Origin of the sequence: Rhizobium sp. BE258 (assembly GCF_031457345.1) — a bacterium.
Lineage (GTDB): Bacteria > Pseudomonadota > Alphaproteobacteria > Rhizobiales > Rhizobiaceae > Rhizobium.
Genome location: NZ_JAVDWL010000011.1, coordinates 161,323 through 187,151, shown reverse-complemented (window position 1 = coordinate 187,151; position 25,829 = coordinate 161,323). Strand labels below are relative to the sequence as shown.

The 25,829-nt window shown below is 58.4% G+C and carries 29 protein-coding genes and 1 pseudogene; 12 read left to right on the top strand and 18 right to left on the bottom strand.

What is annotated here, in order from left to right; translation table 11 throughout:
• Positions 1-615 precede the first annotated feature (615 nt).
• Both J2X43_RS29880 and J2X43_RS31225 read right to left on the bottom strand, forming a co-directional pair.
• Positions 616-2,862: a relaxase/mobilization nuclease domain-containing protein gene (locus J2X43_RS29880; RefSeq protein WP_310301182.1), complete on the bottom strand. Its 2,247-nt coding sequence runs from the start codon at positions 2,860-2,862 to the stop codon at positions 616-618.
• Positions 2,862-3,266 (bottom strand): plasmid mobilization protein, encoded by a 405-nt coding sequence (locus J2X43_RS31225; RefSeq protein WP_405049663.1) that lies wholly within the window; start codon positions 3,264-3,266, stop codon positions 2,862-2,864. Before J2X43_RS31225 ends, J2X43_RS29880 begins: the two co-directional genes overlap by 1 nt.
• A 468-nt stretch (positions 3,267-3,734) precedes the next feature.
• Here J2X43_RS31225 and J2X43_RS29870 point away from each other — a divergent pair, with 468 nt between their 5' ends.
• Positions 3,735-4,445 carry a ParA family protein gene (locus tag J2X43_RS29870; RefSeq protein ID WP_310301176.1) on the top strand — a complete coding sequence of 237 codons (711 nt, stop codon included), beginning with the start codon at positions 3,735-3,737 and terminating at the stop codon, positions 4,443-4,445.
• Positions 4,442-4,861: a hypothetical protein gene (locus tag J2X43_RS29865; RefSeq protein WP_310301173.1), complete on the top strand. Its 420-nt coding sequence runs from the start codon at positions 4,442-4,444 to the stop codon at positions 4,859-4,861. Before J2X43_RS29870 ends, J2X43_RS29865 begins: the two co-directional genes overlap by 4 nt.
• A 63-nt stretch (positions 4,862-4,924) precedes the next feature.
• On the opposite strand, the gene J2X43_RS29860 is transcribed toward J2X43_RS29865, so the two are convergent.
• Positions 4,925-5,089: a hypothetical protein gene (locus J2X43_RS29860; protein WP_310301170.1), complete on the bottom strand. Its 165-nt coding sequence runs from the start codon at positions 5,087-5,089 to the stop codon at positions 4,925-4,927.
• A gap of 274 nt (positions 5,090-5,363) precedes the next feature.
• Here J2X43_RS29860 and J2X43_RS29855 point away from each other — a divergent pair, with 274 nt between their 5' ends.
• Positions 5,364-6,554, top strand: a complete 1,191-nt coding sequence (locus J2X43_RS29855) for a DUF1173 domain-containing protein (protein WP_310301167.1) — start codon at positions 5,364-5,366, stop codon at positions 6,552-6,554.
• A 9-nt stretch (positions 6,555-6,563) separates the two neighbouring features.
• On the opposite strand, the gene J2X43_RS29850 is transcribed toward J2X43_RS29855, so the two are convergent.
• Positions 6,564-6,785, bottom strand: coding sequence for a hypothetical protein (locus J2X43_RS29850; RefSeq protein WP_112390675.1), 222 nt, complete (start codon positions 6,783-6,785; stop codon positions 6,564-6,566).
• Positions 6,786-6,934: 149 nt separating this feature from the next.
• Between J2X43_RS29850 and J2X43_RS29845 the strand changes: the two genes are divergently transcribed.
• The gene (locus J2X43_RS29845; RefSeq protein ID WP_112390676.1) at positions 6,935-7,228 is read left to right on the top strand and encodes a WGR domain-containing protein; all 294 of its coding nucleotides are present in this window, start codon (positions 6,935-6,937) and stop codon (positions 7,226-7,228) included.
• Positions 7,229-7,283: 55 nt separating this feature from the next.
• Positions 7,284-7,562: an HU family DNA-binding protein gene (locus J2X43_RS29840; protein WP_112390677.1), complete on the top strand. Its 279-nt coding sequence runs from the start codon at positions 7,284-7,286 to the stop codon at positions 7,560-7,562.
• Positions 7,563-7,610: 48 nt separating this feature from the next.
• Here the strand turns inward: J2X43_RS29840 and J2X43_RS29835 are convergent, their stop codons facing one another.
• The 10 genes and pseudogenes from J2X43_RS29835 to J2X43_RS29790 all read right to left on the bottom strand — a co-directional run bounded on the left by J2X43_RS29835 (position 7,611) and on the right by J2X43_RS29790 (position 15,050).
• Positions 7,611-7,922, bottom strand: a complete 312-nt coding sequence (locus tag J2X43_RS29835) for a DUF736 domain-containing protein (RefSeq protein WP_112390678.1) — start codon at positions 7,920-7,922, stop codon at positions 7,611-7,613.
• A 499-nt stretch (positions 7,923-8,421) separates the two neighbouring features.
• Positions 8,422-8,817: a hypothetical protein gene (locus J2X43_RS29830; protein WP_112390679.1), complete on the bottom strand. Its 396-nt coding sequence runs from the start codon at positions 8,815-8,817 to the stop codon at positions 8,422-8,424.
• On the bottom strand, positions 8,810-9,055 hold the full coding sequence (locus J2X43_RS29825) for a type II toxin-antitoxin system prevent-host-death family antitoxin (protein WP_112390680.1): 246 nt from the start codon (positions 9,053-9,055) through the stop codon (positions 8,810-8,812). Before J2X43_RS29825 ends, J2X43_RS29830 begins: the two co-directional genes overlap by 8 nt.
• 83 nt (positions 9,056-9,138) lie before the next feature.
• Positions 9,139-9,435 (bottom strand): annotated as a pseudogene (locus J2X43_RS29820) (zincin-like metallopeptidase domain-containing protein); the annotation flags it as partial.
• A 111-nt stretch (positions 9,436-9,546) separates the two neighbouring features.
• Entirely contained in the window at positions 9,547-10,542 is a 996-nt protein-coding gene (locus J2X43_RS29815) for a tyrosine-type recombinase/integrase (RefSeq protein ID WP_112518763.1), read from the bottom strand.
• Positions 10,539-11,486 (bottom strand): tyrosine-type recombinase/integrase, encoded by a 948-nt coding sequence (locus J2X43_RS29810; RefSeq protein WP_112518764.1) that lies wholly within the window; start codon positions 11,484-11,486, stop codon positions 10,539-10,541. The genes J2X43_RS29815 and J2X43_RS29810 overlap by 4 nt, the downstream gene beginning before the upstream one ends.
• Positions 11,483-12,697, bottom strand: coding sequence for a tyrosine-type recombinase/integrase (locus tag J2X43_RS29805; protein WP_142843300.1), 1,215 nt, complete (start codon positions 12,695-12,697; stop codon positions 11,483-11,485). Before J2X43_RS29805 ends, J2X43_RS29810 begins: the two co-directional genes overlap by 4 nt.
• 64 nt (positions 12,698-12,761) lie before the next feature.
• On the bottom strand, positions 12,762-13,511 hold the full coding sequence (locus tag J2X43_RS29800; protein ID WP_310301163.1) for an ArdC-like ssDNA-binding domain-containing protein: 750 nt from the start codon (positions 13,509-13,511) through the stop codon (positions 12,762-12,764).
• Between the two features lie 314 nt (positions 13,512-13,825).
• Positions 13,826-14,410, bottom strand: a complete 585-nt coding sequence (locus J2X43_RS29795; protein WP_112390682.1) for a hypothetical protein — start codon at positions 14,408-14,410, stop codon at positions 13,826-13,828.
• A 511-nt stretch (positions 14,411-14,921) separates the two neighbouring features.
• Positions 14,922-15,050 carry a hypothetical protein gene (locus J2X43_RS29790; protein WP_310301160.1) on the bottom strand — a complete coding sequence of 43 codons (129 nt, stop codon included), beginning with the start codon at positions 15,048-15,050 and terminating at the stop codon, positions 14,922-14,924.
• A 733-nt stretch (positions 15,051-15,783) separates the two neighbouring features.
• On the opposite strand from J2X43_RS29790, the gene J2X43_RS29785 reads away from it, so the two are divergent.
• From J2X43_RS29785 to J2X43_RS29755, 7 genes are all read left to right on the top strand, one after another.
• The gene (locus J2X43_RS29785) at positions 15,784-17,106 is read left to right on the top strand and encodes a HipA domain-containing protein (protein ID WP_310301157.1); all 1,323 of its coding nucleotides are present in this window, start codon (positions 15,784-15,786) and stop codon (positions 17,104-17,106) included.
• A gap of 17 nt (positions 17,107-17,123) precedes the next feature.
• Positions 17,124-17,423 carry a helix-turn-helix transcriptional regulator gene (locus tag J2X43_RS29780; RefSeq protein ID WP_112390684.1) on the top strand — a complete coding sequence of 100 codons (300 nt, stop codon included), beginning with the start codon at positions 17,124-17,126 and terminating at the stop codon, positions 17,421-17,423.
• A gap of 422 nt (positions 17,424-17,845) precedes the next feature.
• Positions 17,846-18,115 carry an ATP-binding protein gene (locus J2X43_RS29775; RefSeq protein WP_310301154.1) on the top strand — a complete coding sequence of 90 codons (270 nt, stop codon included), beginning with the start codon at positions 17,846-17,848 and terminating at the stop codon, positions 18,113-18,115.
• A gap of 501 nt (positions 18,116-18,616) precedes the next feature.
• The gene (locus J2X43_RS29770; RefSeq protein WP_112390687.1) at positions 18,617-18,844 is read left to right on the top strand and encodes a hypothetical protein; all 228 of its coding nucleotides are present in this window, start codon (positions 18,617-18,619) and stop codon (positions 18,842-18,844) included.
• Between the two features lie 183 nt (positions 18,845-19,027).
• Positions 19,028-19,708 carry an FAD-dependent monooxygenase gene (locus J2X43_RS29765; protein WP_310301151.1) on the top strand — a complete coding sequence of 227 codons (681 nt, stop codon included), beginning with the start codon at positions 19,028-19,030 and terminating at the stop codon, positions 19,706-19,708.
• A 571-nt stretch (positions 19,709-20,279) separates the two neighbouring features.
• A complete protein-coding gene (locus tag J2X43_RS29760) occupies positions 20,280-21,299 on the top strand; it encodes an IS110 family transposase (RefSeq protein ID WP_310301148.1) in 1,020 nt (339 codons plus the stop codon).
• A 346-nt stretch (positions 21,300-21,645) separates the two neighbouring features.
• On the top strand, positions 21,646-22,248 hold the full coding sequence (locus J2X43_RS29755; RefSeq protein ID WP_112390690.1) for a HupE/UreJ family protein: 603 nt from the start codon (positions 21,646-21,648) through the stop codon (positions 22,246-22,248).
• Between the two features lie 713 nt (positions 22,249-22,961).
• On the opposite strand, the gene J2X43_RS29750 is transcribed toward J2X43_RS29755, so the two are convergent.
• From J2X43_RS29750 to J2X43_RS29735, 4 genes are all read right to left on the bottom strand, one after another.
• Positions 22,962-23,759 (bottom strand): undecaprenyl-diphosphate phosphatase, encoded by a 798-nt coding sequence (locus tag J2X43_RS29750; protein WP_112445774.1) that lies wholly within the window; start codon positions 23,757-23,759, stop codon positions 22,962-22,964.
• Positions 23,760-23,785: 26 nt separating this feature from the next.
• Positions 23,786-24,517 carry a phosphatase PAP2 family protein gene (locus J2X43_RS29745; protein ID WP_112518735.1) on the bottom strand — a complete coding sequence of 244 codons (732 nt, stop codon included), beginning with the start codon at positions 24,515-24,517 and terminating at the stop codon, positions 23,786-23,788.
• Positions 24,518-24,740: 223 nt separating this feature from the next.
• Positions 24,741-25,523 carry a hypothetical protein gene (locus tag J2X43_RS29740; protein ID WP_405049662.1) on the bottom strand — a complete coding sequence of 261 codons (783 nt, stop codon included), beginning with the start codon at positions 25,521-25,523 and terminating at the stop codon, positions 24,741-24,743.
• Positions 25,524-25,537: 14 nt separating this feature from the next.
• Entirely contained in the window at positions 25,538-25,801 is a 264-nt protein-coding gene (locus tag J2X43_RS29735; protein ID WP_112390694.1) for a hypothetical protein, read from the bottom strand.
• Between the last annotated feature and the right edge of the window lie 28 nt (positions 25,802-25,829).

The window sequence follows — 25,829 nt, the reverse complement described above, 5'->3', positions numbered from 1 at the left end:
TACGATATCTCGGCGGGCGTTCGTGTCACGGACGCTAATTTCTAAGGGGATAGATGAGATGCTCACCACCAATAGTTTTTCAACAGTATCGGCGCTAGGGAGACCACCGGGTATTTCAAACATTCGCTTTCATCAATCGGCACAAATTCGATGACTTCCGAGACTATCCCCGCATCGCGGCAACCAAAGCCATGATAGCATAAGGAAGCACACCCGCCTTCACCTTGTGTGCCCCCTTCGATCCACGCAACTTTACGGACGCGATCTTGAAACTTCCAAAAGAAGGTACGCTCCGATTGCAGTGACAGATTCAAGCGGACGTTACTCGTCGAGCAGTTCGGCTCAGGAGCGCGGGCTTTGCAAAGCTACAACGGCAGTGCGCGATGGGACGCGAACGGATGGGCCATGCGCACGGCGAAGTATGCTGGACGCCTTTCCCGTGTCCCGAAATCATCCGTAGATAAAGGCCGAAAGTTCATCCGGCGTCCCGTCGGGGAATGAGCTTTTCAAATGGTCGAGAAAGGCGGAGACGCGCGCGTTGAGCAGGCGTAGCGAACGATCCGCCTCTCATGCTGCAGCCTGCCCATGATAATTTCGGGTGCATGCCGCATTCCCCTATCGTTCCTGTTCGTCCCGATCGCGTTTTTGCTCGGCCTCGTGCTGAAGCTCTTCCGATCTCGGCACGAGCTGTTTGGCAGGGACGGTTCGATTTTCGTCGCCACTTCCATGCAGCGACGCGTCTTGTTCACCGTAACCATTTGCGCGTTCAGCTCGGTCATCGTCGGCGCGGTCCTTTGCCCGATCGCGCGAGCGCTCGGCCGCTGCGATTGCCACACGCAGTTCTTCGTCAGCCTCTGCAATCTCGCGCAGATAGCTATTGCCCGAGGCGCCGAGCTCGGCTGCCCTCGCCATCTCAAAGTTCAAGCTCGCCTGCAGGGACACCTTGTTGGCTCGAATTTCGTCATCGTCAGCCCGTTCGATCCGCTCGCGATAATATTCGACCTCGACCATAATATTGTTTCCAGCCTCGACGGCTTCGGGCCCGTGGCGTGCAACAGCCTCATCCCACTGACGATTGGCATCGTCCTGTCTGGGCGACCCGCTGCTTGGGGCGCGATCATCCACCTGCTCCACCTGTTCCATCATCTCGCGACGAACATCGACGTGCTCCCGGGCGGCCGCGGCAATTTCCTCGAAATTGCTTCGCTCATCCTGTGGCAGGACACGCTCCGCTTGGAACAGGGCGGTCTCAACGCGTTTTTCGTACGCCTCGAATTCCGATCGTGTCATCGTGCTCATGTTTTCGACCTCAGCAACGTCGAAAATACTAACTATTTTAGTTTGGAATGGCGAGCCATTTTTGCGCCCAACCGATTGCTTGTCGACGACGAACTCTAGCCCTTCAAGGGCCGCATTGACCCGCATAATCCTGCCTTTTGCGAATTCAGACGCGCCGACATCCTCACTGTCTCGTGCGAGGTCTTCCCAAGCATCGTGAACGGTTTCAGTATAGGCTTGGCTTTTTGAAGTTCTCATCACGGTCACGACCTCGCGCCGTTTTCTATCGTATCGGCGCGCAGCGCTATCGGACGTTCCCACATGCTCGGTGCGGCCTTCCCGGTTGATCGGGCGAACCTGATTTTTGGTATAGGAGGCAGCATTCGCCTGATCACGGCGATCGGTCATCTCCATCCGTATACCATGCTCGCGGGCATGCTGCGCCAAACCTTCGCGCCAGCGCCGGAAAGATGCGATCGATGTCTCGACACGTTCGCCGTCCTCGGATCGCATGGCAACGATTGCGTGAACATGGACGTGCGGTCGCTTACCGCCGGCCGACTCGGTTTTGGGATCCTGACCTGGATCATGAAGAGAGAAAACGTACCGGTGCTGACCAAACTCCGCCGCCAGGAACTCTCGGGCCGCCGCGCGAAAAGCCTCGACATCGGTTCCGGCCCTCGCGGACATGACAAGGTGCATTACATCGCGCGGCTTGCGGCTATGCAGTTCGCCCCTCCATTGCAGTTGCACCAGATCGCCCGCCAGTTTGGCGTCCGCTATCGTCTCCCCGCGATTGTCTCGAACGCCACCGTCAGCTCGCTCGACGAGTTTGCGCAAACGTGCGGTCCCATATTCAACGCCATTGCCATAGCCGGTAAAATGGAACTCGGCCGATCGGCCCCCGTTTTCCGACATTCGCGCCTGAACGATCTCTTGCGCCTTTTCATCAGCTGTCAGCCGCTCGCCGGCCCGATCGCGCAAGACGGCCACGCCATCGATCCGGTAATGCCCCTGACGCTCTTCCACGGCGAATGCAAACGAGCGCTCGCCCAGCGCCGTGCTGACGATATCGCGGGCCCATGCGTGCAGCGTCTGCCCTTCATCGGGCCTCCCCTCGATGTCGATACGGAATGTCGCGATGTCGCGGCTCTCGGCACGGCTGCCCATCAGGTGCGCCCAGTCCTCGGAAAGGCCGGCGAATGCCCCCCGGCCGCGCAGTTCTTCGCCCGCCTGATTTTCCATCGCCACATCGCCGTTTCGAGAGATATAGCTCGCCATGGCTCCCAGGCGTCCGCCGCCGCCGAACGATGTCATCTTCACGACCGCGGGCTGACTTCCGCCGCCAAGTCCGGCAAACCGTGTTGCCATCGAACGCGGCGCCGGCCCGGACCACGCGAAGCCTTCGCGCGCGGCTCTCCCACCGACATTGAGACGGCCGCCAACGCCGCCGCTTGAAGCAACTCCCCGCCGCCGGCGCTCTTCCTCCTCACTGGGAGAATTTCGGCCGATCAACCGCTCGTGCAGGTATGCCGCTCGGCGCTGCTCCCATTCCCCCGTAAAGGCGCCGAGAAAAATTTCCATCAGTCCCGACGTCCAATCCTACGGCCTGGCCGGCTGGCGAGACGATGCAACTCAAGAGCAAGGCCCGCGACAAGGGGCTGCAGCTCGCGCAGGTCAGCGATGGCGTCTGCCGGAACGGAACGTTGATACGAGCGCCGAACGAGACTGTTGAGGTTCACTCCAATGGCCCGCAGGTCACGATGAAGAAGCTCAAAAACCACCCGATCGTCTTCCGACAGGAACGGTAAGATGCCGGCACCATCAAGCGTCAATGAGCGCATAAACGCCGACACCGACATCTCCGACTGCCTGGCTGCGACTTCGACAGCGGCGAGCTCTGGCGCGGAAAAACGCGTATGGACGACGCGCTCCTTAGGCTCCTTGGCAGCGGGCCCCGCGGTTCGTGACCTTCCATTTTCGACCATGCCGTCGTCTCTTCACGTGTTCGCCGCAGGCGCCATCGGCGGCCCGTCCGCCGATCGTCAGCAAATTTGTATCACAAATTTGCGTATCCTGCCAAACCAATATAACCTATTTCGGTTCATAAAAAGCCAAACTTAACCTGGCACCGTAAAAGCCATTCATTACTCGATAACACTCATCGGAAGTTTGACCCTTCCACATCACATGACCAACCCGTGTGAAACATCGATAGCGTTGCTGGAAGGAGGAAAGTGAAGGTTATATAGTGAAAATCCGAGGATTCATGGGGTGCGGATGATCTTCCGCAAGATATGAGACAATGCTTCGAAAGAGTACCATCGGACTACATAGTGGATGATCTGGGACGTGATGCACCCAAACAAAAAGCGACTGGACGTCTGCAATTTTTGACCTAATATAGTTCATGTTTCGAGCATGGCGCCGAAACAGTTCGGTAGCGGGAGAAGGTCATGCCTCGGACCTATGCAGTCGTCAGTAACAAGGGCGGTGCCGGCAAGACAACGATCGCGACGTTGATTGCCGGCGAATACGCTCTATCGGATCAGCGCGTCCTGATGATTGACGCCGACAGCCGTCAAAATCTGGCCGGCTGGTGGAAGCTCTGCCACAGCAAGGGCAATGTACCGGATAATATCGAGGTGACGATTGCGGCGACCCAACGGGCAATCGACGATGTCCTGAAGAAGCTCGCCAGCTTTTTCGATGTCGTCCTGATCGATGCGCCCGGCGTCGATAGCGTGCTGCAGACGACGATCATTCGATCGTCGGACGTGGTCCTTTCACCGGTACAGCCGGGCATCAAGGAAATTGAGGCCGCCGGCCAAACCGTCGCTGAGGTGAACGACATCAACGATCGCCTCGGTTTATCGATCGTGCATATGAACGTGCGCACCCGTATCACGCTGCCCGGCCGCAATCTTGAAGCCTATCGCTACATCCGGCCGTTCGTGGCCGGTCTTCTCGATGCGAACTACCATACGATGCTTCTGGAAACCGAGCTTTACGAACGCAACATCTATCGCGAGATCCAGAACGGACTCGGGACACTGCAGATGCAGGACCTGACAGACTCAGTCCGAAAGGCGCGTCTTGAGGTAAAGGCGCTGGTCGATGAGATCGACATTCGCCGAGTGGCCGGACCGGCTGAGGCAGCGGCATGAACAAAGGGGCGATCGACTTCCAGCAGTTCTCTCTCGCGCCACGCCGAAAGCCTGCAGTTCAGGATACAAACGAAGGCCGGCTTGAGGTTGCCGCTGACGAGCAAGCCGCCGATTTGCACGATCAGGCTCCGGCGCCTCTCGACAATGACCGCAGCCGCCAAACGGCGCTTCCGCGCCTTCCCGAAGACGAGCGGCAACGGCGAAGCGCAAAGCGGGCTGCCGATCAGGACGATACCCGGCGGCGCCTGAAAAGCCTGAAGCGCGCCAAAGACCGCGCCATCAAATTTTACGTCAATGTGCCGCTGGAGCAGGAGATGAAGGCGCGTCTCGTGAGAGCGGCTCATGAAAACGAAGTGAAGATGACGGTTATCATGCAGGCTGCCATTGAAACCTATCTCGAAGACAACGGCTATTGAACAGCAGCATCTGGACACGCCGGTCGATCCGGCGTGTCCAGATCAAGCGCGCCGTGGGCCGCCTCAAAATGGGGGCTCGACCTCGATGCGGCCGTCGAGTTCGGCCCAGATGACTTCGCGCTCGGCCAGCGCCAGGTCGAGCTCGGCTTCAAGCGCCCGGCGTTCCCAGGTGGTTTCGGCGTTACGGGCTTCAGCGCGCAGTTCTTCGATATGCTGGTCGATGGTCATCGTCGTCTCCTTGACGTTTGTGGAAGATGACGGCGGCACGCAGGGTGGGGAGAGGCAGGTCCAGGCTCGTGGAACACGACCGGCGGAGCCGGCGCGCGGAGGAACCGATTTTGTCGAAGTGCAGTGAAACGGAACGGAGAGAAAATCGGAGGGGCCGCGCGGCCTTGAGCTGGCTCTTCCCACCCGGCACAATCGCCCGGTCTGAGCAGACAGGTTTCCCTCTCGTTGGGCACCCCTTCCTGCTTGCCATCGGCCGCTGCGGGCAGCCGTTGCCATGAGGCGGTTCCGGTTCGATAGTGTCGAATGCGATGAGGATCACCCGGATTTCGCGGGACTGCTGGCCCGCGCCTACCGCGCCAAAGTCCGACCGCTGTGTCTCTGCCGTGAGCAGGCGGCGCCGATGTACATCGCAGATATCGGCAATCAACTGGTCATCAAGCGCATGCCGCTTTCCGGTGAAGGCCATGACCCGGCATGTCCCTCCTATGAACCGCCCTACGAATTGTCCGGGCTCGGCCCGCTGATGGGAAGTGCAATCCAGATGGATGCCTCTCTCGGGTCAGCCTCATTGAAGCTTGATTTTTCCCTTTCCAAGCGCGCCGGGAGCAATCGTCCCGGCGTACCGGAACCTACCGGCGAAAGCGTGAAAGCGGAAAGCAGAAAGCTGTCGCTACGCGCCCTGTTGCATTTCCTGTGGCATGAGAGCGGCCTGACCGAATGGACCGCGCACTGGGCCGGAAAGCGCCACTGGTGGCAGGTCTATCATCATCTGCTGGAGGCCGCCGGCAACATGGCGGTTCGCGGCGAGAGCCTGTCGGAGCGGTTGCTCATTCCCGAGCCTTTCAGGGCCGAGGATAAGACAGCGATCGAACACAGGCGGGCGCAGAAGATGGCTGGTCTTTTCCAGCAAGGTCCGAAGCGCCTGATGTTGCTTGTCAGCGAGGTCAAGGAATTTGCGGAGGCGAGAGACGGCCGGCTCGTGGTGGTCAAGCATATGCCGGGCTTCCGGCTTTATCTTGAAGACACGGCCTGGAAGAGCGTGCAGCGCCGCTTCGAAGCGGAATTTGCTCTCTGGCAAAGCGGGGAAAACCTGCACCTGATGCTGATCGCGACGATCGGCAGCGGCAAAGCCGGGATCGTCACCATCGACGAGATCGCGCTGATGTGCGTCAGTGAACAGTGGCTGCCGATCGAAAATGCTTTCGAGCAAAAACTCGTCGGGCGGTTGACGCGGTTACGCTTGAAGTCGGTCAAGGGTCTGCGTTTCAACCTTGGCCGAAACCGACCTTTGGCCAACGCGATGCTGCTGGAGACGAAACCGCGGCCGCATGCGCTCTACATCGTGCCGCCGTCGGCCGGCGCTGATTTTGAGGAAGCACTCAAGAAAATGATAGAAGCGCGGCCCGATCTTGGCGCCTGGGTCTGGCGCGTGGTCGAGGGCGATATGCCGCCAATCCCGACGTGATCGTGGCGATCACTCGGCCGACGCGCCTTCAAGGAGACCGTCGTAGACTTCGAGCAGTGCATTGGTGATCGCCTGGCCGAGTGCGGCGCCTGCCGCGCGGACGTCATCTTCGGAGCCGTCGCGGGCAGCCCGTGCCAATTCGAACCCTTCCTCACTGACGATCAGCTTTGCCACCTCGATCGCCCAGAGCCCGAAATCACCACGATTGTCGATCTTGATTGCCTCTTGCACGACGACGCTCCCCTTTCTTTAATGGTGAACGGCCTTTATCGGGAGAAAGCGCCGATAGCCAGAAATCATCACCGATGTGAATCGAACCTCAGTGATCGATTCAAAACTCTCGTTGGACGGAGGCGACCCAATTCGGCGACCTTGCCTAAATGCCGAACTATCCATTCCATCTCTACTGCCAGCGCATCGATGCCACCCGGAACATGGCTCGATACTACGCCATCTCTATTCAGCCGACATTGTTCGGCGAGGCCTCGGTCGTTCGTTCATGGGGACGCATCGGCAAGGCGGGCGGCGAGAAAAGCGAAGTCTTCGACAGCGAACGGGAAGCGGCTATCCACTTCCTGGCCATTGCACGCAGGAAGAAGACGAAAGGCTATAAATCGGTCGGTAGTTGTGGAAATCCGGCATGGCCAAGTGCTTTTGCTGCACCGCGTCGATGACAACGATCGTCGCCGATGGCAGGGATTCTCGACCATTAATGATGCGGAGAAGCAAATGACCACGACAAACGAAATCGCAGACAAGATTGCAGCGGAGCATGGTCTCACCAAGGCGCAGGGCAAGATGATCATCGAGGCGGTGATCGCCTCCATCACCGAGGCTGCGGTTGCCGGCAACGAGACCTCGCTGCCGGGCTTCGGCAAGTTCAAGGTCAGGGCGACGCCCGAGCGCGAAGCGCGCAACCCGTCCACGGGTGCGACCATCAAGGTCGCAGCCGCCAAGAAGCTGAGCTTCCAGCCGGCCAAAGCGCTGAAGGATGCGCTTAACAAGTGACACACCGAAAGCCCCGCTCGGATCGAGCGGGGCTTTCGGGTCAATTCGTCAGCGGCGCGTGCTGCGCGACCAGATAAGCTGCAGACCTTCCTGCCCCTGGACTTCCGTCAGGGTCGCGTAGATCGGGGCGGGGAAGCTCGGGTCGTCGAGCTTGACCGAGATGTAGTCGCGCTCGGTTTCACGGGCCTGCTTCTGCCAGCCGGCACCGAACTCGACATTGCCGGCCAGAACCCTGAAGTCCGGTGCGTCGTCGGAGGAGCGTTCGACCCTGATAATCTTGGCCTTGACGTTGAGGTTGAGGGTCTTGATGGTGCCGGAAAAGCCGTTTTCGGAAGCGGTGAATGAGCCGATGGTTGCCATTGTCTTGATCCTTTTCAGTTGCTCGGGCCGCGCCCATCGCGGCCTCGATGGCTGTCGATGAGACCGGAAACGATCGGACCGCACCCCTTGGGGCCGCAACGAAGTGGAGGACGGCAATTAGCCGAGGCTTTCTTGTCTCGCGAGGAATGGCCGCAGATCCGGGGTCCCCACATGACCGGTCATATGGGGTGGGCGTGGCCAGGGGAAGAAAACGAGCAAGCCGTTGCGGGAAGACGATCGAGCCGAGCCCGCGAGGCGTTTTTTGGTCAGACAAGCCGCATCGAGACCGCGGTGGGCGAGCCGTAGCTTGAGGATGGGCCCGACCATGGCACCGTCAGCGTCCGGCGTGATTCCGGACGGCGTTGCCAAGCATACCCAGTATCGGGAATTGAAGGCACCAGAGGCTGGCCGCGTGACTTCGCTCCGATGTGCCAAATAGGAATTCAGGACGGAGCCGACGTGATCGGCCTGATGCCGGAACTCGCGACGGTGCCACCGGCTATGATCGGTTCACCGTCGCCAGCCTGCTGCTTGCCGCTGCATCCTTGACGGTGCGTGCGATGTTTTTCAGGAAGGCCGGGCTGAAGCTGCCGAGTGGCCTGCTTGTTTCGAAGTCGAAAGCCTTGTCGAGCTCGACGCGATTATATTCGTCGAGGATGATCCAGCAGGGAAAATCGAGGCCGGCACGGCGGCATTCGATCTGGCTGATCGGCAAAAACAGGCGATCCTCATGCGGGGCCTGCGAGGTGATGGCGAAGAGGAAAACGGCGCCCGGGACATCGGGCGTCCGCACGACGACGCAGACGGGGCGGGCCTTGCGGCCGCTTTCCTCGCCGGCATCGGCCTGTCGTTTCCAGAGATAATGGAAATGGACGACGTCGCCCGCATCAAACATGATCGTCCTTGAGCAGCGCGTCGAGGCCGGTCATCAGTTCTGCATGGACGGCATCCGGGGCATCGTCGAGGCCGTAGGCGAGCGTGTGCGAGCCGCCGAGGAGGCGCCGATACTGTTCCGCCGTCAGAATGACGAGTTTCTCCTTGCCGCGCTTGGTAAGCGCGACCGGCTCGATCAATGCTGCCTCGAGGATTTCACCGGAGGCCCGGTTCATATCGGAAAACGAAAACTGCTTCATGAGAACCTCCATTCACCTACGTAAAATACGTATTCTAGGTAATTCATGCAAGTCGGCTGCGACAGAAACCGACTTGCAACACGTCATGCCGCCATCTTGGCGGAACCGGGCTGCAACGCATGCAGATAAGCCACGGCCCTTTGCGCCTGCGCTGCAGCCTGGACGATGAAGCGTTTGTCGCCGCGGAGCACCTCAAGCCAGGACGCGAGATAGCTTGCGCGGTCGGGCCGCGGCTCAAGGTCCGGGACAATGCCGAGATCGGCGGCGAGAAACGCCGCGCCGAGTTCGGCGATCAGCTCCTCGCGCGCCCGCTCGGAGCGGTCTTTCGCGTAGCGGGAAAGATCGCGGTTCACGCGATGTGATGGCCCCGTCCAGTGGATTTTATGCCGATATCGGCATAAGACCCATAATGCCGACCGCCGGATTATGCCGATAAGGGTGGGAATGCGCCGACGTTTGCAACGAATTCCGGCGCATCCTGTTCGGCATAATCAGAGTGTTTCGAGGAATGCGAGGAGCTTGTCGCTTGGCTTATAACGCGAAGGTTTTGCGTCCGGGGCGACCATTCGAGCCAGCGCTTTTTCCTTCAGCCGCAAGTCCGCGTGAACATAGACCTGGGTTGTCTCCACGGATTCATGGCCAAGCCACAGCGCGATTACCGTCTGATCCACACCGTGATGAAGCAGCTCCATCGCGGTACTATGACGCAGAACATGCGGGCTCACCCGTTTTTCTGCCAATGATGGGCAAAATCGAGCTGCAGTCAGTGCATGCCGGCTGATTAAGCGCTCCAGCGCGTCTCTGCTCATGCGGGTCCCGCGGATCGTTGGGAACACGATGTCCGTTTCATTGCCACGGCATTCATGCAGCCACGCTTGTAAAAGCCTCGCCGTGTCGCGCCGAAGCGGCGTGCTGCGCTCCTTTCGCCCCTTGCCCTGGCACCGGATATGGGCGCCGGTTCCGAGAACAATATCTGATGTGCGCAAGGATATGAGCTCGGATGCTCGTAGACCGGTTTGAAGGGTGAGAACGAGAAGGGTATGGTCTCGCCGGCCGGCCCATGTCGATCTGTCCGGGGCAGCGATAATCGCATCGATTTCGTGTCTTTCGAGGAAGTCGATGCTTCGCTTCACATAACGCTTGTTCGGCATGTCTAAAACCTTTTGGCAATGCCGGAGCAGGTCAGGCTCCAACATCGCGACAAACCGGAAGAAGGAGCGTATGGCGGCAAGCCTGGTATTCCGACTGCGTGCGGAATTGCCTCGGTCAGCCTCTACGTAGTTGAGGAAGTTTCCGACCAATGCCGCATCGATATCCTCGACCGCGAGCTTGGTCGGCGGCCTGCCTAGTTGCCCACTTGCAAACATCAGGAGGAGCCGGAACGTATCCCTGTAGCCTGCGATCGTATTGGGGCTTGCGTTGACCTGCTCGGTCAGCCGCTCGGTAAAGAAACGCTGGACCAGTGTGGGAAGGCGCGAAGGCTTCATGGGCGTACCTCCCGTTCAAGGGAAAGCTCCGCCCTGCGGGATGCCAGTTCCAGGAGTTCCGGAATCGCTTCGATATACCAGTAGGTATGAGACACGCTCTCATGGCCGAGCATTGTCGTGAGCTTGATCATTTCCTGGTCGGGGTCCAGGCCCTGTCGATACCAGTCGATCATCGTCTGGACGGCGAATGTGTGGCGTAAGTCATGGATTCGCGGGCCGACCCCATGCCGCTGGAACCGTTGAAGCTGGCGCAAGCCAACGGCTTGGGAGATCGACGCAAAGTTATAGCGTGCCGCGCAGTCGCTGATCCGTCTACCGTGATCGTCGACGAAGAAGGGAACGGGCCGCCCCTCGCAGAGCCGGTCGCGCTCACGGGCGTAGCTTTGAAGCCGATGGGAGGTGCTTGGGCTGAACGGGACAATCCGTTGCTTACCGGATTTGCCGTTGCGGACGATCACGATCTCTTGCGTGAAGTCGATATCGGCGCGATCAAGCGACAAGGCCTCGCTGATGCGAAGCCCCGTGACCGCAATCAGGCCAAAGAGCGTGGGGTACGTCAGCCGCCGGATGCCATTTACCGAAGGTAGCATAGCAGCCTGATCAAGGAGCTGAGCGATCTCACCCGACGTGTAGATGAAGGGCTTTGGCCTCCGCTTGCGATGCGGGATCAGATTTGCCGGCGGGATCTTATGCCGGCTGTCATTTGCGTGCAGCCAGGCTGCGAACAGCCTGACAATGCCGAACCGGCGGGACCATGTATATTGACCGGCCACGCCGAAGTTCTTCATCCATCGCGCAAAATGATCTCGCTCAAGGAACTCGGAGCCTTCCGATAAGACAAAGTCAATAAATCTACGGAGGATGCGTTCATCTGTCCGAAGAGAGAAGCCAAGGCCGCGGCGGATTTGGAGATAGGTGTTCAGTTGTGCCGATAGCATGCTCATGCGGCGTCCTCCGCTGTCGGCCACGGCCTTGCAATCGTTCGCAGCCCTTCGACATCCAGTCGGGCATATTTGAGCGTCGTCGTTCGAGATCGATGCCGCAGCGTGTCGGCGATTTCATTCAGCGACGCACCCTGTTCCAGTAGGTTCGTCGCCAGACTATGGCGGAGGATATGCGAGCCGACGTATGGTACCGGCGGCTTCATGCCCAATCTTTCATAGGCGCCACGCAGAAGCTGGTTCAGTCGCTGCGAGTCCTTGAATGGCTTGTGAGGTGGCCGGGACGACACGAAGAGGTCGCGGGTCTGACCTTGACGCTCTGACTGGAGGTAGTCTGCGATCGCCGCCCCGACGTCGGGCAGAAGCGGAAGCCTGTCGTGCAACTGTCCTTTGCCGCGGACAATAATCTCCGCAGCCCGCCAATCAATATCGTCGAGTTGGATTGCAATGACTTCGGGGGCCCGCAATCCGTATCGTGCCATCAGCAGAAGCATCGCATAATCGCGCTTTGGCGAGTTTTTCACCTTGCCGACGTCTTGAAGCACGGCTTCGACGTCATCCTGCTTTAAATGTCGAGGCAGTCTCGTGCCGTGCCGGATGGCAACCCGCGGGACCACCTTTGCGAGGTTTGTCTGCGTTTTCCCAGTCTGAAAGAGAAAGCCGAAGAAGGAACGCAGGTGCGTGGAGAGGGTTTTGTCGCGGAAGGCCGATTTGCGATCCAGAACATCGGCAAGAAAGTCCGAGATATCTTTAACGGCGATTTCGCCGGGTTGGTCTCGGGCCTCGCCAAATCGGAACGCGAGGAAGCGCCTCGCCATATAGGAGGCATGTCGGATCGTGCGCTCGCTCATGGCCCGTTGAGTCCGCAAATATTCCTCGAACTCGGCACGGAGCGAGTTGCGGGCAAGTTCGGCTTCGCTGGGTTCTGGAAGTGGCGCAGCAAAGCCCTTCTCACCAAGGAAACGGACAAACGCCTTTAGGCGATAGCAAGCATTTCTCGACTTTGGCTTCACCAGGGCAACGGCGTCATCCGGGGTCAGCGTTTGCCATTCGAGGCCGTTTTCTGCGACTGTCGTGCTGAGGTGTTGGACTGCGTGGCGATATCCGCCGATCGTATTTTGAGAGTATCTTTCGCTGCGAAGACGATCAAAAAACTCCTCAACGAGTGAGGAGGGCAATTTCTGAGCGGCAGTATTTTTGAGTTCGGACTTCATATGGTGCTCCTTTGTTGAAGGCGCCCCCACATGATCTCATCGTCTCCGCATTTTTGATTGCAGATCAGCTTCGCGGTTTAATGATCGCTCTGATTATGCCGCGCAGGATGCGCCGGAATCGTTGCGAACGTCGGCGCATTCCCACCCTTATCGGCATAATCCGGCGGTCGGCATTATGGATTTCCTCATGGGCGAGCGTCGCATAATAGCTCTCGACATCGCGAAACGCCTCTATCGGCGGCATCTGGATCACATCCCGCTCGGGCGCATAGAAGGCTGCCGCACCACCATGGCGGATCGTTGCCCCCGTTGCCCGGAAAAAGGCGTCGGCATGCTCGAGACGCTCGACAGGCTTGAAGGCCGGCGTCTGCGGCGATGCGCCAAAACCCGCAGGCAGGCCTTCGATCTGCTCGAGATTGAAAACGGTATAGGCTTTCAGGAACGGGATTTCGTGCTCGACGTCGTCGCCGTTGGCGTTGGTCTCGGTCTTCCTGATGCGGTTGGCATAAACGACCATCGTCCCGGTCTCGCCTTTGCGCACGTTGCCTCCAAGTTCCAACGCATGGCGAAACGTCATCCAGGTGCTGGCACCAAAGCAGCGGCTTGCGGCCTCAGACCAGAGGAGCAGGACATTGATGCCGGAATAGGGTTCGCCGTTGAAGCGAAGCGGGCGCGACACGCATCCCGCATGCCGGGCGGCACTCCACGGCTGGACCCAGGGGCGCACGCCCTCTTCCAACTGAGCGAGCATGATATCGGTGATCCGTGTGTAGACGTCCGGGCGCACAGCATCGGTCTCGCCAGATAATTTCATTGACGTTTTCTTTGGCTTTCTCATCGTCTTTTCCTTCATCTTCGACACCGCGCCGATCGCGGCTCGTCACGGCGGTCGACCAGCGCGCGGGCGGCAGCGGCGCACCCGGCTCGTCAAGATCGTGCTGGAGATAGAAGGACCGCTGGGCCGAAACGACAGTGGAGGACGGCTTGTCCGTTGCGCCGCTTTCATGTCGCCCTCGGGCTAGACCGCAAACCGGGATGAGCCGCGCTCGGCGCCTGGGCCGCCTTGAGTGACACGAGAAAAGGCCGGACGAGGCCGGCCTTTCGAGATGGATCAGTGAGCGTGCGCCTTCAGTCGAAAGCCGATATCTGTAGTGACGCGGCGCGCTGGTCGATCGAGGTCGCGGGATTCGGCGAGCCGCTGCGCTCATAGGGCTTCCAGGTCTCGCCGGTAATGTCTTCGTAAGCGACAACGGCGCCCTCGGCCGCCATGCGCAGGACATGGGCCTGAAGCCCCATGACGGCGGCGAATTCGCGTTTTCTCTGGGCGCGGCTGTCGAAACCGACCGGACCCTCGAGATCTTCGTCGCGCAGATCGTTGCTAAGCCTGGCGGTCAGATCGCGTGCCTCGGTGACGGAGCGGCTATAAAACAGCCCGGCTCCGTGAGCCGATCCGACGAAGGAGCCGACGATGCGCTGCATATGGATCTGCATCGCCTTCTCGCCGAGGCCGTCCTTCATCGCCTCGGCGCCATCGATAAGCTGCTGGCGGTGCAGGTCGCGGATTCCCTCGCTGTCGACAACGGATAGGCCAAAGCTTTCCGAGATGCGCATTGCCTGGGCGGTGTCCGGGCAGGCATGCCGGACCATTTCGAGGGTCGTCGCGCGGGGCGTAGTTGAGCGATTCGTCGCAGCAGAACGGTTGAGCGGTGCCATGGTCGGTGTCCTTTCGGTCTGGTTGAGCAAAACCCGAGGTCCGGTTTTGGGTGCTGTCCCTCGGGTGCGGTCGACACGAACCGGCGAAGCGGCCCGGCCCAAGGTCAGGACGATGCAAGAGAGCGAGGTGCGGTTGCGGAGGTTGCGGGCCCAGGCCTGCAGAAAACGCGGCCGCGCTTTGGCGAACCGCGCATCGAGACTGCCGCAATGCGGCGCGGCACGCGGCCTTTGACCGGGCGCCGTCCGGTTCAGACCGCAACGAAGCCGAGGGTCAGAGCGTATGAACCTGTGGCCGATACGCCGCCAGCAGACCGGCGCGTCACCACTACCGTCGCGCCCGAGCCGCGCTTCAGCGGTATTGCCTACCCACAAACCGATCGCGTGGCCGCAAGGAGTCTGGCTGCAGCGGCAGCGCAACCTCAGGCACCGACCTGCCTAGATGATAGTGACAAGACACCGCCGGCGAGAACCGGCGGCGCTGGGCAGGCGCTAACCCGTCGTTACGCTCCGGCTATTCGGTCGCCTCGTTGAACCTGCTGTCCAACTCGTCGCCGACATGATCGAGACCAGCCGCGGCCGGGTTGGCCGCCGTTTCAGGATCGTCTTCTCCGGCCTCCACCGCGCTTGCAAGTTGCGTCATCGCCCAGGCTTCGGCCTCCCGGCGGCAGATACGATTAGCGACGCCGGATGGAAGCCTCGAAAAGTCAGCAAAGAACCTGGCAGTTTGCTTTTCTGACACATTGCAAAAGCTTGCCGGTGTCGAGCGTTGGCGGGACGTTGACGGCCCCATTCATCTCGCGCAGGTCATCGGAAACAACCAGCGCGCGCGTAGTCTCGAAAAGCGTCGAGGCGCTAATGCGGTTAGCGCCGCGTTCGTACGGCCCTCCCAATTCGCATTTCGTTTACCCCTTGCCATTCCCTCTATTTCCGCATTAGGTTCAGCAGACACCCCTGCCAACCACCGGAAGATGAACGCCATTCGTCAAGAAATCACACGCAGGACCATTCTCATACGAATGCTCGCGTAGGCGACCGCGGTACCGGGATCACTGCGATCAAATTGGCGCGCGAGGTTGCGATGGCTCCGTGCAGCCGCGGGCCGCGTTGGGATAACCGCGCAAACTGTTGCCCACGGTCTTGTGTTGACTGGCGCGGCAGGTTTTCGCAATTCGCGCCCGCTCTCGACAATTGGCGAAGGTGCTTGCCGAGCCGTATTGAGGGCCGCGTCAATCCTGCGTTGTCGTCCCCTGACCGCATCAGGCCGTCTTGATCACAGAAAAGGCAAAACCGGACAGCTCAGTTTATATACACCCCTTAAATGGGTTGAATAATCAACAATTTGAAATATATTGATCCACTAAAGGGATCAATTAATGTTTCTCACTCTTGAAATCCATTTCAAAGATGAATGGCATCAAGCCGCGACACTTGAACTCAAGAGCGACGCAGCCGGCTTTCAGGGTGCGTCGATAGTCGATTACGATCTCGATTACTTTATACGGTTCGCATCGGTGGATTTTGCAGAAGGAAACGCGGCAAGTGACAATCGCGCACTTTCAATCCGATATCCCGTTGACCTCGAGAATCGATATACCTCAACGTGGCCACCATTCCTGCTCGATCTAATGCCGCAAGGACATGCAAGGCGCAAGCTGGCAGAACATTTAGGCCTCAGCGAGGGAGCACGCAGCTCGGATCTTCCTCTGCTTCTGCGCTCTGCCGTAGGCGGAATAGGTAATGTCCGCATAAAAGAAGCCGCTGAGGCAGAGAAGCAGCGGCTACACGGTGTGCAGCGCCAAGGAGTAACAGAGGCTGAGATCCTTGAACGATCAGATCGTTTCATGGAAGTAGCCGATCGTTTCGGTATGCTTGCTTCGGGCTCAAGTGGCCTGCAAGGCGAATGGCCAAAGGTCTCCATGACCAAGGCTATCGATGGCCTTTATTATCCCGACAGCTTCGTGTCCGACGATGAGGCCGTGCGGCATGTGATCGTCAAGCTGGTCCGCAGCAATGAGCCCGTAGACCGGCTCATTCTTGAAGGCGAAGCCCTCTATTCGCAGATCGCTCAAAAGATCGGCCTCAATGTCAGTGAACCGTCGGCCTATGCCGAAGGCGTCCTGATCATTCCCCGTTTTGATCGAAAGAAGAGAGAAGGAGGTGGAACCGTTCGGCTGGGTCAAGAAAGCCTTGTTTCGGCCATTGGCGTTGCCGACTTCGGATATGTTGGCACGCATGAGGCCTATATCGACATTCTGCGCCAATATTCCGCCGATCCCCTCGCGGACGTCGTAGAGTACCTCAAACGGGACATCGCCAACCTGGCTCTCGGCAATCCCGACAATCATGGTCGAAATACCGCGCTCACCAAGTTCCAAGACGGAACTGTCCGTCTGTCTCCGCTCTTTGATTTCGCTCCAATGCGGCTCGCCAAGGAGGGGATCGTTCGCTCCACCAGATGGGCCACGATGCGAGATGCCGGCCGGGATCATTTCCCTGATTGGAAGAAAATTTGCGCCGAACTGTTTCCCGATCTCACTGAGCAAAAGATACTCGCGTCCGCACTTCTGACGTTTGCAGAACGACTCTGTGAGGCGCCGAGCCTTGCGAAAAACCTGGCGGCAGCTCCAGAAATTTTAGAGCGCGCAATGGCACGGTGCACTGAAATCGCCGATAGCGTTTTGCAGGCGAAGCTATGATGCCGGAGAAAATCTGAGTGGCTCGCTGGAAAAAGCCTACAAAAGAACAGGTTCTTGAGAACCGGCGCACGCTTGCTGAGCGAGCTCGAACCGGTGATTTAAGGCTGCCCGGCGCAGTAGCGGCAATCCGGAAGAGTTTCGGCATGACCCAGGAAGAGTTTGCCAAAACGCTGGCACTTACGCGGCGTCAAGTTGCTGAGATCGAAACCGGCAAAGCAAACCCGACACTGGAAACACTGGAAAGAATTGGGCGCCTGTTCGGATTTTCGGTAGGTTTTGTGCCGAGGGCAGAGAGCCGTGCGAATACTCAAAACTAAAAGGCGAACACCCCCGTAGGAACGTTTAAACTTTTCGCGGAACTGATCGCCTACCATCTTGACGCCAGAGACAGGCTGACGCCGCACAGATTGATCTCGACCACGCAAGAAAGCGGTCCGAGGTTTGGGAACAATTCATCGCCGTACTTGGCCACAATCATCGTAATCTGATCCCCGGCGTGGACGCCGGGTATCAACCGGCTTCTACGTGATGGCTTAAACGACAAGTCGCCACAACTCTTACGCATGATGAAGGCAAGCCTGGTGCGCATGGCGGCCTGTAGACAACGTCATGGGACCTGGCGCGCGCGAGGCTCGGCGGCAGGATCAATCTTGACTTCGATCCCGGCCGAACCGTTGAGGACACGATCGAGCACGTCGTTCAGGAGTTCAAAATCGCCCATCCCGAAAGAGAGATTAAGGTGTCCGTGGAGATCGAAGCTGCGCCGCGGATCGACCATGTGCGGACAGGACAGATGTTCTCCAATCTCCTTGGAAACGCCCTAATGCACGGTGCGCCAGACCATCCCGTGCGGGTGAAGGCAATCACTACGGATAATCAATTCGAGTTGAGCGTCGATGACAGTGGCGAGCCAACCCCGGTGCAATCTCTCAACAAGCTTTTTCAACCTTTTGACCGAGCGGAGGGTTCGAAAAGCCAGGGGTTGGGGTTAGGGCTCTACATTTCATAGATATCGCTCGCGCCCACGGAGGAACGTTAGCGGTTTTGTTCGACGAGAAAAATGCATCGCTTCACTTTCTCCATGCCCATCGAGACTAAGCACCCGGAACGATTGGCCTGACACCAAGGCTTTATTGGCAACCGTTAACGGTTTCCGGCCCTGCCGGACGGACGTAGCGGCCACTGTTTTTTGGTTGAACGCAGAACAAAGCTGAATTATTTTTCGCCTGGCAGACAGAACTCAACTCACTGCTCTGCGTCTTTTTTGGCCGATTTCAATGCGGGACTTACTGAACTGTTTCATCGACCTGAATTCGCAGCGTCCGGATGTCGCGAAGACGTCTGACATGATACTAGCTCATGCGAAGTTCCTCGGCCTTCAAGCCGCATTTATCGGCGACGACAGAAGCCTTCTTCGGATCAGCGGGAGGCCCGATCAAGCTGAACTGATCGACGAATTTTTGTTCTTCATGGACCCCACGCAATACAGCCATCGGATTGCAGGCCTTCAATGAAACAAGGGATTTCGGTGTTTGAGACAAGAGAGGCGTCGATCCTATCGCCTCGCGACCTAGCGATCTGCCAGCGCGTTTTTGACCACGTTTGTGTGACGAAGCAAATCGCATTGGACATGCATCGGGAAGAGCTTGCCAAACGTATTGTGCTCGCATTCCGCAGTGGTCTGAGAGACGAGGGCACGCTCATTAAGGTACTGCTTGATGAAGATGGCGCCGCCTAGGGAGGGTCGGGCGAGCGCTCGTCAGCTGGCTTCACGCCCTTCCGCACGACGGATCGGAGCCACAATCCTCCCAGCATCCCTCCGTCCCCCGAATTCGCAGATGGCTCCATAGCTAATCTGAAGGAACTGTTCAGGGATTTCGGCGGTGCACTGGGGCCAGTCGTCGCCGGGTTGCGCAGTGATGTGCAGGTCCATCGCGCGGCCCTCCAGGAGGTGCAAGCACGACGCTGGATAGCAGACCGCCACGTCTTGATCGGGGACGCCGCACATGCCACGTCTCCAAGCGTGGCGCAGGGAGCGGCGATGGCGCTCGAGGACTGGGTCGTACTTGCGAACATCCTCACTCCGATGAACCTGTCGACCGAGCGCTGGAGCAGTTCCACACCGTTCGTTCCCCGCGGATCGCGTTGGTGCTGGAGAAATCGCGGAAGAGAGACGGGTTGCGGACGGGATCGGGATTCGTCCAAGATTCGATGCTCAGGCTGTCAGGCAACCACATCTACCGGAAAACCTACCAATCGCTTACCGGGCCTATCGTTTGATCGGGTTATGAAATCCCAACGCCAATTTCCTGCGCGACACGCTCGACCTTGGCTTCTGTCTGCGACGTGCACCATTAGCCAAGGCAGGTTGACGGTCTCGACGATGCGAGGAAGGCATTACGGACGTACGCGCCGGAGAGGTTTTATCTGTCAAAGCTGGCTCCAAGCTCCTACCCGTGTCACCGCCTTCGAAAGAGCACTCCGAATTCGCAAGACGATGCTGACGATCCAGCTCCATGCTTGCGAGACGTCTAGGTATACGCCGCACTTGTTCGGACGCTCTAGGCGACCGCGCGTCGGTGACCAAGAGGCCGGTACATGACGCTCTCGCCTTCCGCCACCACGGTGTGGATAAATCGAGTGCGACGAAATGGTAACAAAGGGCTTTGCACTCGCCGAAACGGGATCTGGTTTAAGGGGCGATAAGACTATGGTCGCCAACGCTTTACTTAGGAGCAGGCGGCGGACCCCGGTGAGCGCTACAGCGAGCACTCGATGCTCCCGCCGGTTCCACGCCCTGCTGAAAGGGCCATCTTCCACTATCTACGTTCTGAAATCGAACCCCACTCGCCGAGCTGTGCAAGGCGTCATCTTCCGTCTAGGCCCGACACTGAGAGAGTAAGCTTGGATTTAAAACGGTGGCACCTTGTCGAGATCGCGAAACGCAAGATTTCGGGCACTGTTGGAAAGATATCCCCAGTCGCTCGGCGACGGCCTTTGGGACAGCCCTGCCCTCTTCCTGACTTCCTTTAGGCGCGCACCAATAAGAGCATCGACAGACTTAGTCCCGCTCTTCTCGTCTCCAAGCCGCCACCGCTCCTCGATGCCAAAATCCACGTCGCAAATTTAGTGCATCCTGGACAGGCTTCACTAGCCCAGGAGGACATTGGCCCATGTATGCTGCGACCATCGGATTAGACATAGCGAAGAACGTGTTCCAAGTATATGGAGCCAACGCCGCCGGCGACCCGTTGTTCAATCGACGGGTTTCCCGAGCAGCCATTTTGGATTTCTTCAGCAAATTACCACCATGTGTGGTTGCAATGGAGTCGTGCTCGACAGCCCATTACTGGGGGCGTTCGATATCGGCGCTGGGCCATCAGGTGCGGCTTATCCATCCAGCATACGTGAAACCCTTTGTGAATCGCGACAAGACGGATGCCAATGATGCTGAAGCCATCCATGAAGCCTTGTTCAGGAGGTCAATGCGTTTCGTCCCATTGAAGTCCACGAGCCATCAGGCGTCGACAATGCTATTCAAAACAAGAGCGCTCCTGGTTCGCCAACGCGTTCGTGCTGTGAATGCGCTGCGCGCCCACCTCGCTGAACTGGGTATCGTGTCGCGGCCCGGGACATCGAATGTCTCGTCGTTGATCTCGATTGTCCGCGATCGACAAAGCAAGAGCTTACCGCCTTCAGCTATTACAGCATTAAAGATCATTGCCAGGCAGATCGATACCCTTACCAAAGACATCGAAAGTCTCGAAAAAACATTAAAAGGCCAAGCGAAGGAGGATGACGAGATGAGGAGGCTGATGACCATCCCGGGTGTTGGACCAATGACCGCTACCGCCATCAAGGCTTTCGTGCCAGACATTGGCGTCTTTAAATCTGCCCGCCACTTCGCTTCATGGACAGGTCTCACGCCCAAGTCTTTCTCTAGTGGGGAAAGCATCAAGATCGGCGGCATAACAAAAATGGGGAATGCGGATTTGCGGTCGCTTCTCGTCACAGGAGCTATGTCGGTAATTCGGAACACGAAAACGGATGACAACAAAAGCTGGACTGCGTCCTTAAAGCGACGAAGACCGTTCAAGGTGGCGGCGATCGCTCTGGCAAACAAAAACGCGCGCACGATTTGGGCCATCCTTACAAAAGGCGGTTCCTACGAGACCGCGCCCACAAGAGCCTGAGCCGCAACGGATGACCGCATGTCGGTCGTCGATCGGAGTTCGAGATAGCGGAATGCAAGAGTAGGCAAGCAACACCGGCGAATACCATGTGCCCATGAGCACGCTCGAGTGACGGGTGCTTGCCCCGCGTAAGTCGCTGAGGCTCAGCGCGGGTTTCGCGTGGAAGCCGTACACTTGGTTGCAGCATTCAAGAAATCGCTCATCGAACTCCGATCGGGCGGATCGTAGGCAACTGCGGTCCGCCTCTATCGTCAAGCCAAGGCGTCAGAAATACGCAGTTTGACTACTTGCGTTGTAGGACAGGTTCGGATCACATGTGAACAGCACGATATCCTTGGAGAAGAAGATGCCCCGTTTTTTGACCCGCGCCGCCTTCGTTCTGACCACGTTCATGATACCCGCCGTTGCATCCGCGCATACCGGGATAGGGCCGACATCGGGCTTCGTCCATGGCTTCGCCCATCCGATCTCCGGCATAGACCATACGCTTGCCATGGTTTTGGTGGGCCTACTCGCATACCAACTCGGCGGCCGGGCGATATTCCTCGTGCCAGCGGCTTTCGTAGGCATCATGATGGTTGGCGGCGTGCTTGGTGTCGCGGGCGTCGATCTCCCGATGGTCGAAATTGGGATCGCATTGTCGGTTGTTGTCCTGGGAGCCGCGGTCGCGCTTAGAATTAAGACGCCGACGACGGTTGCAATGGCGGTCGTCGGCCTCTTCGCTCTTTTCCACGGGCACGCGCATGGATCAGAAATGCCGGCGAACGCGACCGCCTTCACCTATGCTTCGGGCTTTGTCGCGGCAACTGCACTGCTGCACGGACTCGGCCTTGTCGCAGGTTTCATAACCGCACGCCTGAGTGACAGCAGGGGCGAACTCATTGCCCGCACCGCTGGAGGTTTGGCAGCTCTAGCGGGATTGGGACTCGCAATTGGCTTGGTGGCGTGACGCGCACATCATCATGTCAGGCGCGCCCGCATCGACTGTTGGAGGTTCTCGAACTGGGATACCCGACTGAAGCCGACATTATCATCTCTAGGTCGCCTTAATGCCCCATACTGAGAAACCGAGCTTGGGGTTTGGCGCTAATGAGTTTCGACCAGGGAGAACATGATGGCTCAGGAACCTCTAATTGGTAATCCAATCACAGTCGGGATAGTAGGCGCGGATGGTGAAGTCGAACAAGTCGCACTTCCCGAGCGAGGCGTAGCATGGCCGGAGACCACGGGCGTCGATACGCTAATCGTTACCCCGCTGAAAATCGCTCTGACGACCTCGCTGGTGACCATCGCAATCGCCTTCAATCCACTCGTTGTTCGGTATCGGCAACGCGCGTTGAAGGGGTTCGGATGGAGGTCCGTTGGGATAGCGAGTGGTCTGATCGATTGTTCACATCGGTGGAATATCAGCATCAGGCGATCGACGACGTGACCAATCTGCAGCCCACGCCTCGCCTGCCATGGTTGGAAGGAATTTCTGCGGACGCGTGTCGTTCCGCTTAACGAGCCCCATGAGCTCGAGAACGCGCAACGTGGAAAGATCGGACCCCTTCGGCGCAATAAACCCCTGCTCTACGCATGCAACCATCACCCGTGTCTGCGCTCTCGTGAGTCTTGTCGATATCGCCAAAACCACCGCCCTTCCCCTCGTGGCAGCTTCGCTCATCTGACGACCTGAAGCGCAATCAGACCAAAAATCCCGACGGCAATTCGCCACCAACCGAATGGAGCGTAACCTCTTTTGGAGACGAATTCGAGAAGTTGATGGACAACGAGAAGCGCAGTCAGGAATGCAAATACAAATCCGATCACGATCATCATGCCCTGGTCGGCGGTCAGGCCGTGGCGGCTCTTCCAAAGATCGAGCGTGAACGCACCGAGCATGGTCGGCATAGCGAGGAAGAACGAGAACTCGGCTGCTGATCGCTTGTCGGCACCCAGTAGAAGAGCGCCGACGATAGTCGAACCGGATCGAGATGTGCCCGGGATCATCGCCAGGCACTGAACGAATCCTATAGTAATCGACATTGGCCAGCTGAATTGCCGAGCATCGAAGTAGCGTGGCTCCGGCGCGACGCGATCAACCACAAGAAGCACTATACCCCCGAGTATCAGCACGATGCACACGAGGACCGGGCTCTCGAACAGCACCGCCTTGATGAAGTCGTGTGCGAGCGCTCCGATCACCGCTGCGGGAAGAAAGGCGAGGATAATTGCGGCGGCGAAATGCCGTGCCTCCCGGCTCGTCGGCAGCGCGGTCACGATGGCGATGAGCCGATGGAAGTAGATCGATATGATCGCCAGTATTGCTCCGAGCTGAACGAGGACGTCGAAGGTCGCGGCCGATTGGAGGCCAAGCAGTTTTCCTGCCAGGATGAGATGCGCGGTCGACGATACAGGAAGGAATTCGGTTAATCCCTCGATGGAGCCGAGCAGGGCGGCGGTCAGAAAATCGGGCATGGTCTCTCTCAGAAATGAATACGAGATCAGCGGTTTGCCACCCGTTCTTCGAAGGCGAGCATGCCGACAAAGACAGTGACGGAGAGGAGCAGACCGAGTGTCGCGTCGGATGCGTAGTGTGCACCGACTGCCACGCGAAGCCCTGCAGTTCCGATCGAAGCCAGGATGACCGGAGGTGCGATCCAAGTGCGATAGCGGGGCGGCAGCAGGAAAAGAAGGCAAATCAGCCAACCCGCTCCCGAGGCCTCGCCCGATACGAACGAGCAGTTCCTCTCACAGGCTCCGTCAAACGATCCCGCCGGCATAAACTCCATCTTGCCGCCGAACAGATCGGTCTGGATCGGACGTGGGCGGCCGGAATGTGCCTTCAGGAACACGTTGGCGATCAACCCGGTGCCGATGCCCAGACTGACCAGAGACGCCCAAAGGCGATGAACCGGCATCTGGTGCCGCAGCCTGGGTGAGAAACCCGCGACTGCCAAAGCTACGACAACCATCCCTGCGGCGACGTAAGGTAACGCATAAAGGATCCATCGAAGGGTCGTGATCGATGTGTCCCTGCTCAGCGGGAAATTACCGCACTGATCCCCGGCAGGCAGATTCACGCAGAGAGGACTGCTAAAGAATAGCTCCGAGATCTGGACGTCAATCATGGGCCAAGCGTGAAAAATGGCCAATAGCAGAAACCAGAACGCCGTCAGAATCAGAAATGAATCGAGGTATTTGCGCTGCCGAGCAACCGCGTGAAAAATGGCCATGAATGGGCTCTCTTGGTTCTAGGGAACGCCCGCCATATTTCGGCTCCGCCTGACACCAACCTGAACGAAGGCCGCCGGGTTGTTTACGGATTTGTAAAGAATTCCGAAAGCTCGGAGCTTCACCGAAATACCGGATGACCAGGTGTGGATGAGACACGATTGGAATGAGCGGGTTGCAGGACACAAAAGGGAGCCCGTGCCTCGGTGACGGGCTCCCTCTTCTTCAATGAGAAAGCCCCGTTGTTTCTCGCTGATCCTGGTTGGCGGTCATGTAGACGACGATCAGGATGATCGCGCCGAGGAAGGCGAAGCTCGTGTAGATCGTTCCGAAGCCAAGGCCTCCGTATTCGCTCGGTTGCGACAGCAAGTCCCCGAACGATGCGCCAAGCGGCCGGGTGAAGATGTAGGCCAGCCAGAAGGCAGCGATGCCATTCACCTTGAAGATGAAATAAGCCGCAGCGATCGTTGCAATCAGCGCCACGAAGATGAGCGCGGTCGTCAGATATCCGAAGTCGAACTTCTCGGCGACCAGATCGCCGGCAGCCGTTCCAAGTGCGAACGTGAACAGGATTGCAAGCCAGTAGAACCCTTCGCGACGGTTGGTGAAGATCGTGTGGATCGAAAGCGTACCTTCCATCAGATACCAGGCGAGGAACGTGACGGCCAACGCGACTGTGAAGAAGATCGTCGATGCTTCCAGCGGCACGCCGAAATTGTCCGTCAGGTTATCAGTCACCAGCGTGCCGACGACGCTGATCAGAACGACTGCCGCCCAGTAGACTGCCGGCACGTAGCGCTTTTGTGCGAATTGCGCTCCAACCACCATCATCAGGACGACAGTCATCATGATGGACGTCAATGTCAGGCCGAGGCCAAGATTGACGGCAAGGTAATCAGCCGCGGTTTCCCCCATGGTAACCGCCATGAGTTTGATGAGCCAGAAATCGACAGTCACTTCGGGAACGCGATTTTCCGGCTCGGCAAGGTGTTGGTTTGCCATGGTCATGCTCAGTCCTCCTATTACTTACCCATGATCTGCATGGCTTCAGCGAGGAACTTGTCCGAGCGCGTATCATCGTCAGCGTTGCAACGCTCGACAGCCTTGGTCTCGAGGTCCTCGACCTTCTTCATGTCGGCGTCTGACAGCTTGGCGGATCCCTTCGCAGTCCGCATTTCCTTCAGCATTTCTTCGCAGGGAACGGCGGCATGAACAGGCATGGCGAGCGCGATGAAGCCGAGCGCCACGACAGAGTTCAGAACGGTAGCGGCAACGATTGTTTTCATAATAGTATCCTCTCGGAACAGTGGGTGC

Excerpts from the sequence above, each read along its gene's own strand:
- J2X43_RS29760 (WP_310301148.1), top strand. The coding sequence starts at position 20,280 with ATGTATGCTGCGACCATCGGATTAGACATAGCGAAGAACGTGTTCCAA.
- J2X43_RS29845 (WP_112390676.1), top strand. The coding sequence starts at position 6,935 with ATGCCGAACTATCCATTCCATCTCTACTGCCAGCGCATCGATGCCACC.
- J2X43_RS29745 (WP_112518735.1), bottom strand. The coding sequence starts at position 24,517 with ATGGCCATTTTTCACGCGGTTGCTCGGCAGCGCAAATACCTCGATTCA.
- J2X43_RS29840 (WP_112390677.1), top strand. The coding sequence starts at position 7,284 with ATGACCACGACAAACGAAATCGCAGACAAGATTGCAGCGGAGCATGGT.
- J2X43_RS29835 (WP_112390678.1), bottom strand. The coding sequence starts at position 7,922 with ATGGCAACCATCGGCTCATTCACCGCTTCCGAAAACGGCTTTTCCGGC.
- J2X43_RS29815 (WP_112518763.1), bottom strand. The coding sequence starts at position 10,542 with ATGAAGCCTTCGCGCCTTCCCACACTGGTCCAGCGTTTCTTTACCGAG.
- J2X43_RS29860 (WP_310301170.1), bottom strand. The coding sequence starts at position 5,089 with ATGACCATCGACCAGCATATCGAAGAACTGCGCGCTGAAGCCCGTAAC.
- J2X43_RS29750 (WP_112445774.1), bottom strand. The coding sequence starts at position 23,759 with ATGCCCGATTTTCTGACCGCCGCCCTGCTCGGCTCCATCGAGGGATTA.
- J2X43_RS29795 (WP_112390682.1), bottom strand. The coding sequence starts at position 14,410 with ATGGCACCGCTCAACCGTTCTGCTGCGACGAATCGCTCAACTACGCCC.
- J2X43_RS29790 (WP_310301160.1), bottom strand. The coding sequence starts at position 15,050 with ATGACGCAACTTGCAAGCGCGGTGGAGGCCGGAGAAGACGATCCTGAA.
- J2X43_RS29855 (WP_310301167.1), top strand. The coding sequence starts at position 5,364 with ATGAGGCGGTTCCGGTTCGATAGTGTCGAATGCGATGAGGATCACCCG.
- J2X43_RS29865 (WP_310301173.1), top strand. The coding sequence starts at position 4,442 with ATGAACAAAGGGGCGATCGACTTCCAGCAGTTCTCTCTCGCGCCACGC.
- J2X43_RS29830 (WP_112390679.1), bottom strand. The coding sequence starts at position 8,817 with ATGTTTGATGCGGGCGACGTCGTCCATTTCCATTATCTCTGGAAACGA.
- J2X43_RS29805 (WP_142843300.1), bottom strand. The coding sequence starts at position 12,697 with ATGAAGTCCGAACTCAAAAATACTGCCGCTCAGAAATTGCCCTCCTCA.
- J2X43_RS29770 (WP_112390687.1), top strand. The coding sequence starts at position 18,617 with ATGAAACAAGGGATTTCGGTGTTTGAGACAAGAGAGGCGTCGATCCTA.
- J2X43_RS29870 (WP_310301176.1), top strand. The coding sequence starts at position 3,735 with ATGCCTCGGACCTATGCAGTCGTCAGTAACAAGGGCGGTGCCGGCAAG.
- J2X43_RS29880 (WP_310301182.1), bottom strand. The coding sequence starts at position 2,862 with ATGGAAATTTTTCTCGGCGCCTTTACGGGGGAATGGGAGCAGCGCCGA.
- J2X43_RS29735 (WP_112390694.1), bottom strand. The coding sequence starts at position 25,801 with ATGAAAACAATCGTTGCCGCTACCGTTCTGAACTCTGTCGTGGCGCTC.
- J2X43_RS29810 (WP_112518764.1), bottom strand. The coding sequence starts at position 11,486 with ATGAGCATGCTATCGGCACAACTGAACACCTATCTCCAAATCCGCCGC.
- J2X43_RS29740 (WP_405049662.1), bottom strand. The coding sequence starts at position 25,523 with ATGACCATGGCAAACCAACACCTTGCCGAGCCGGAAAATCGCGTTCCC.
- J2X43_RS29800 (WP_310301163.1), bottom strand. The coding sequence starts at position 13,511 with ATGAAATTATCTGGCGAGACCGATGCTGTGCGCCCGGACGTCTACACA.
- J2X43_RS29755 (WP_112390690.1), top strand. The coding sequence starts at position 21,646 with ATGCCCCGTTTTTTGACCCGCGCCGCCTTCGTTCTGACCACGTTCATG.
- J2X43_RS31225 (WP_405049663.1), bottom strand. The coding sequence starts at position 3,266 with ATGGTCGAAAATGGAAGGTCACGAACCGCGGGGCCCGCTGCCAAGGAG.
- J2X43_RS29785 (WP_310301157.1), top strand. The coding sequence starts at position 15,784 with ATGTTTCTCACTCTTGAAATCCATTTCAAAGATGAATGGCATCAAGCC.
- J2X43_RS29825 (WP_112390680.1), bottom strand. The coding sequence starts at position 9,055 with ATGAAGCAGTTTTCGTTTTCCGATATGAACCGGGCCTCCGGTGAAATC.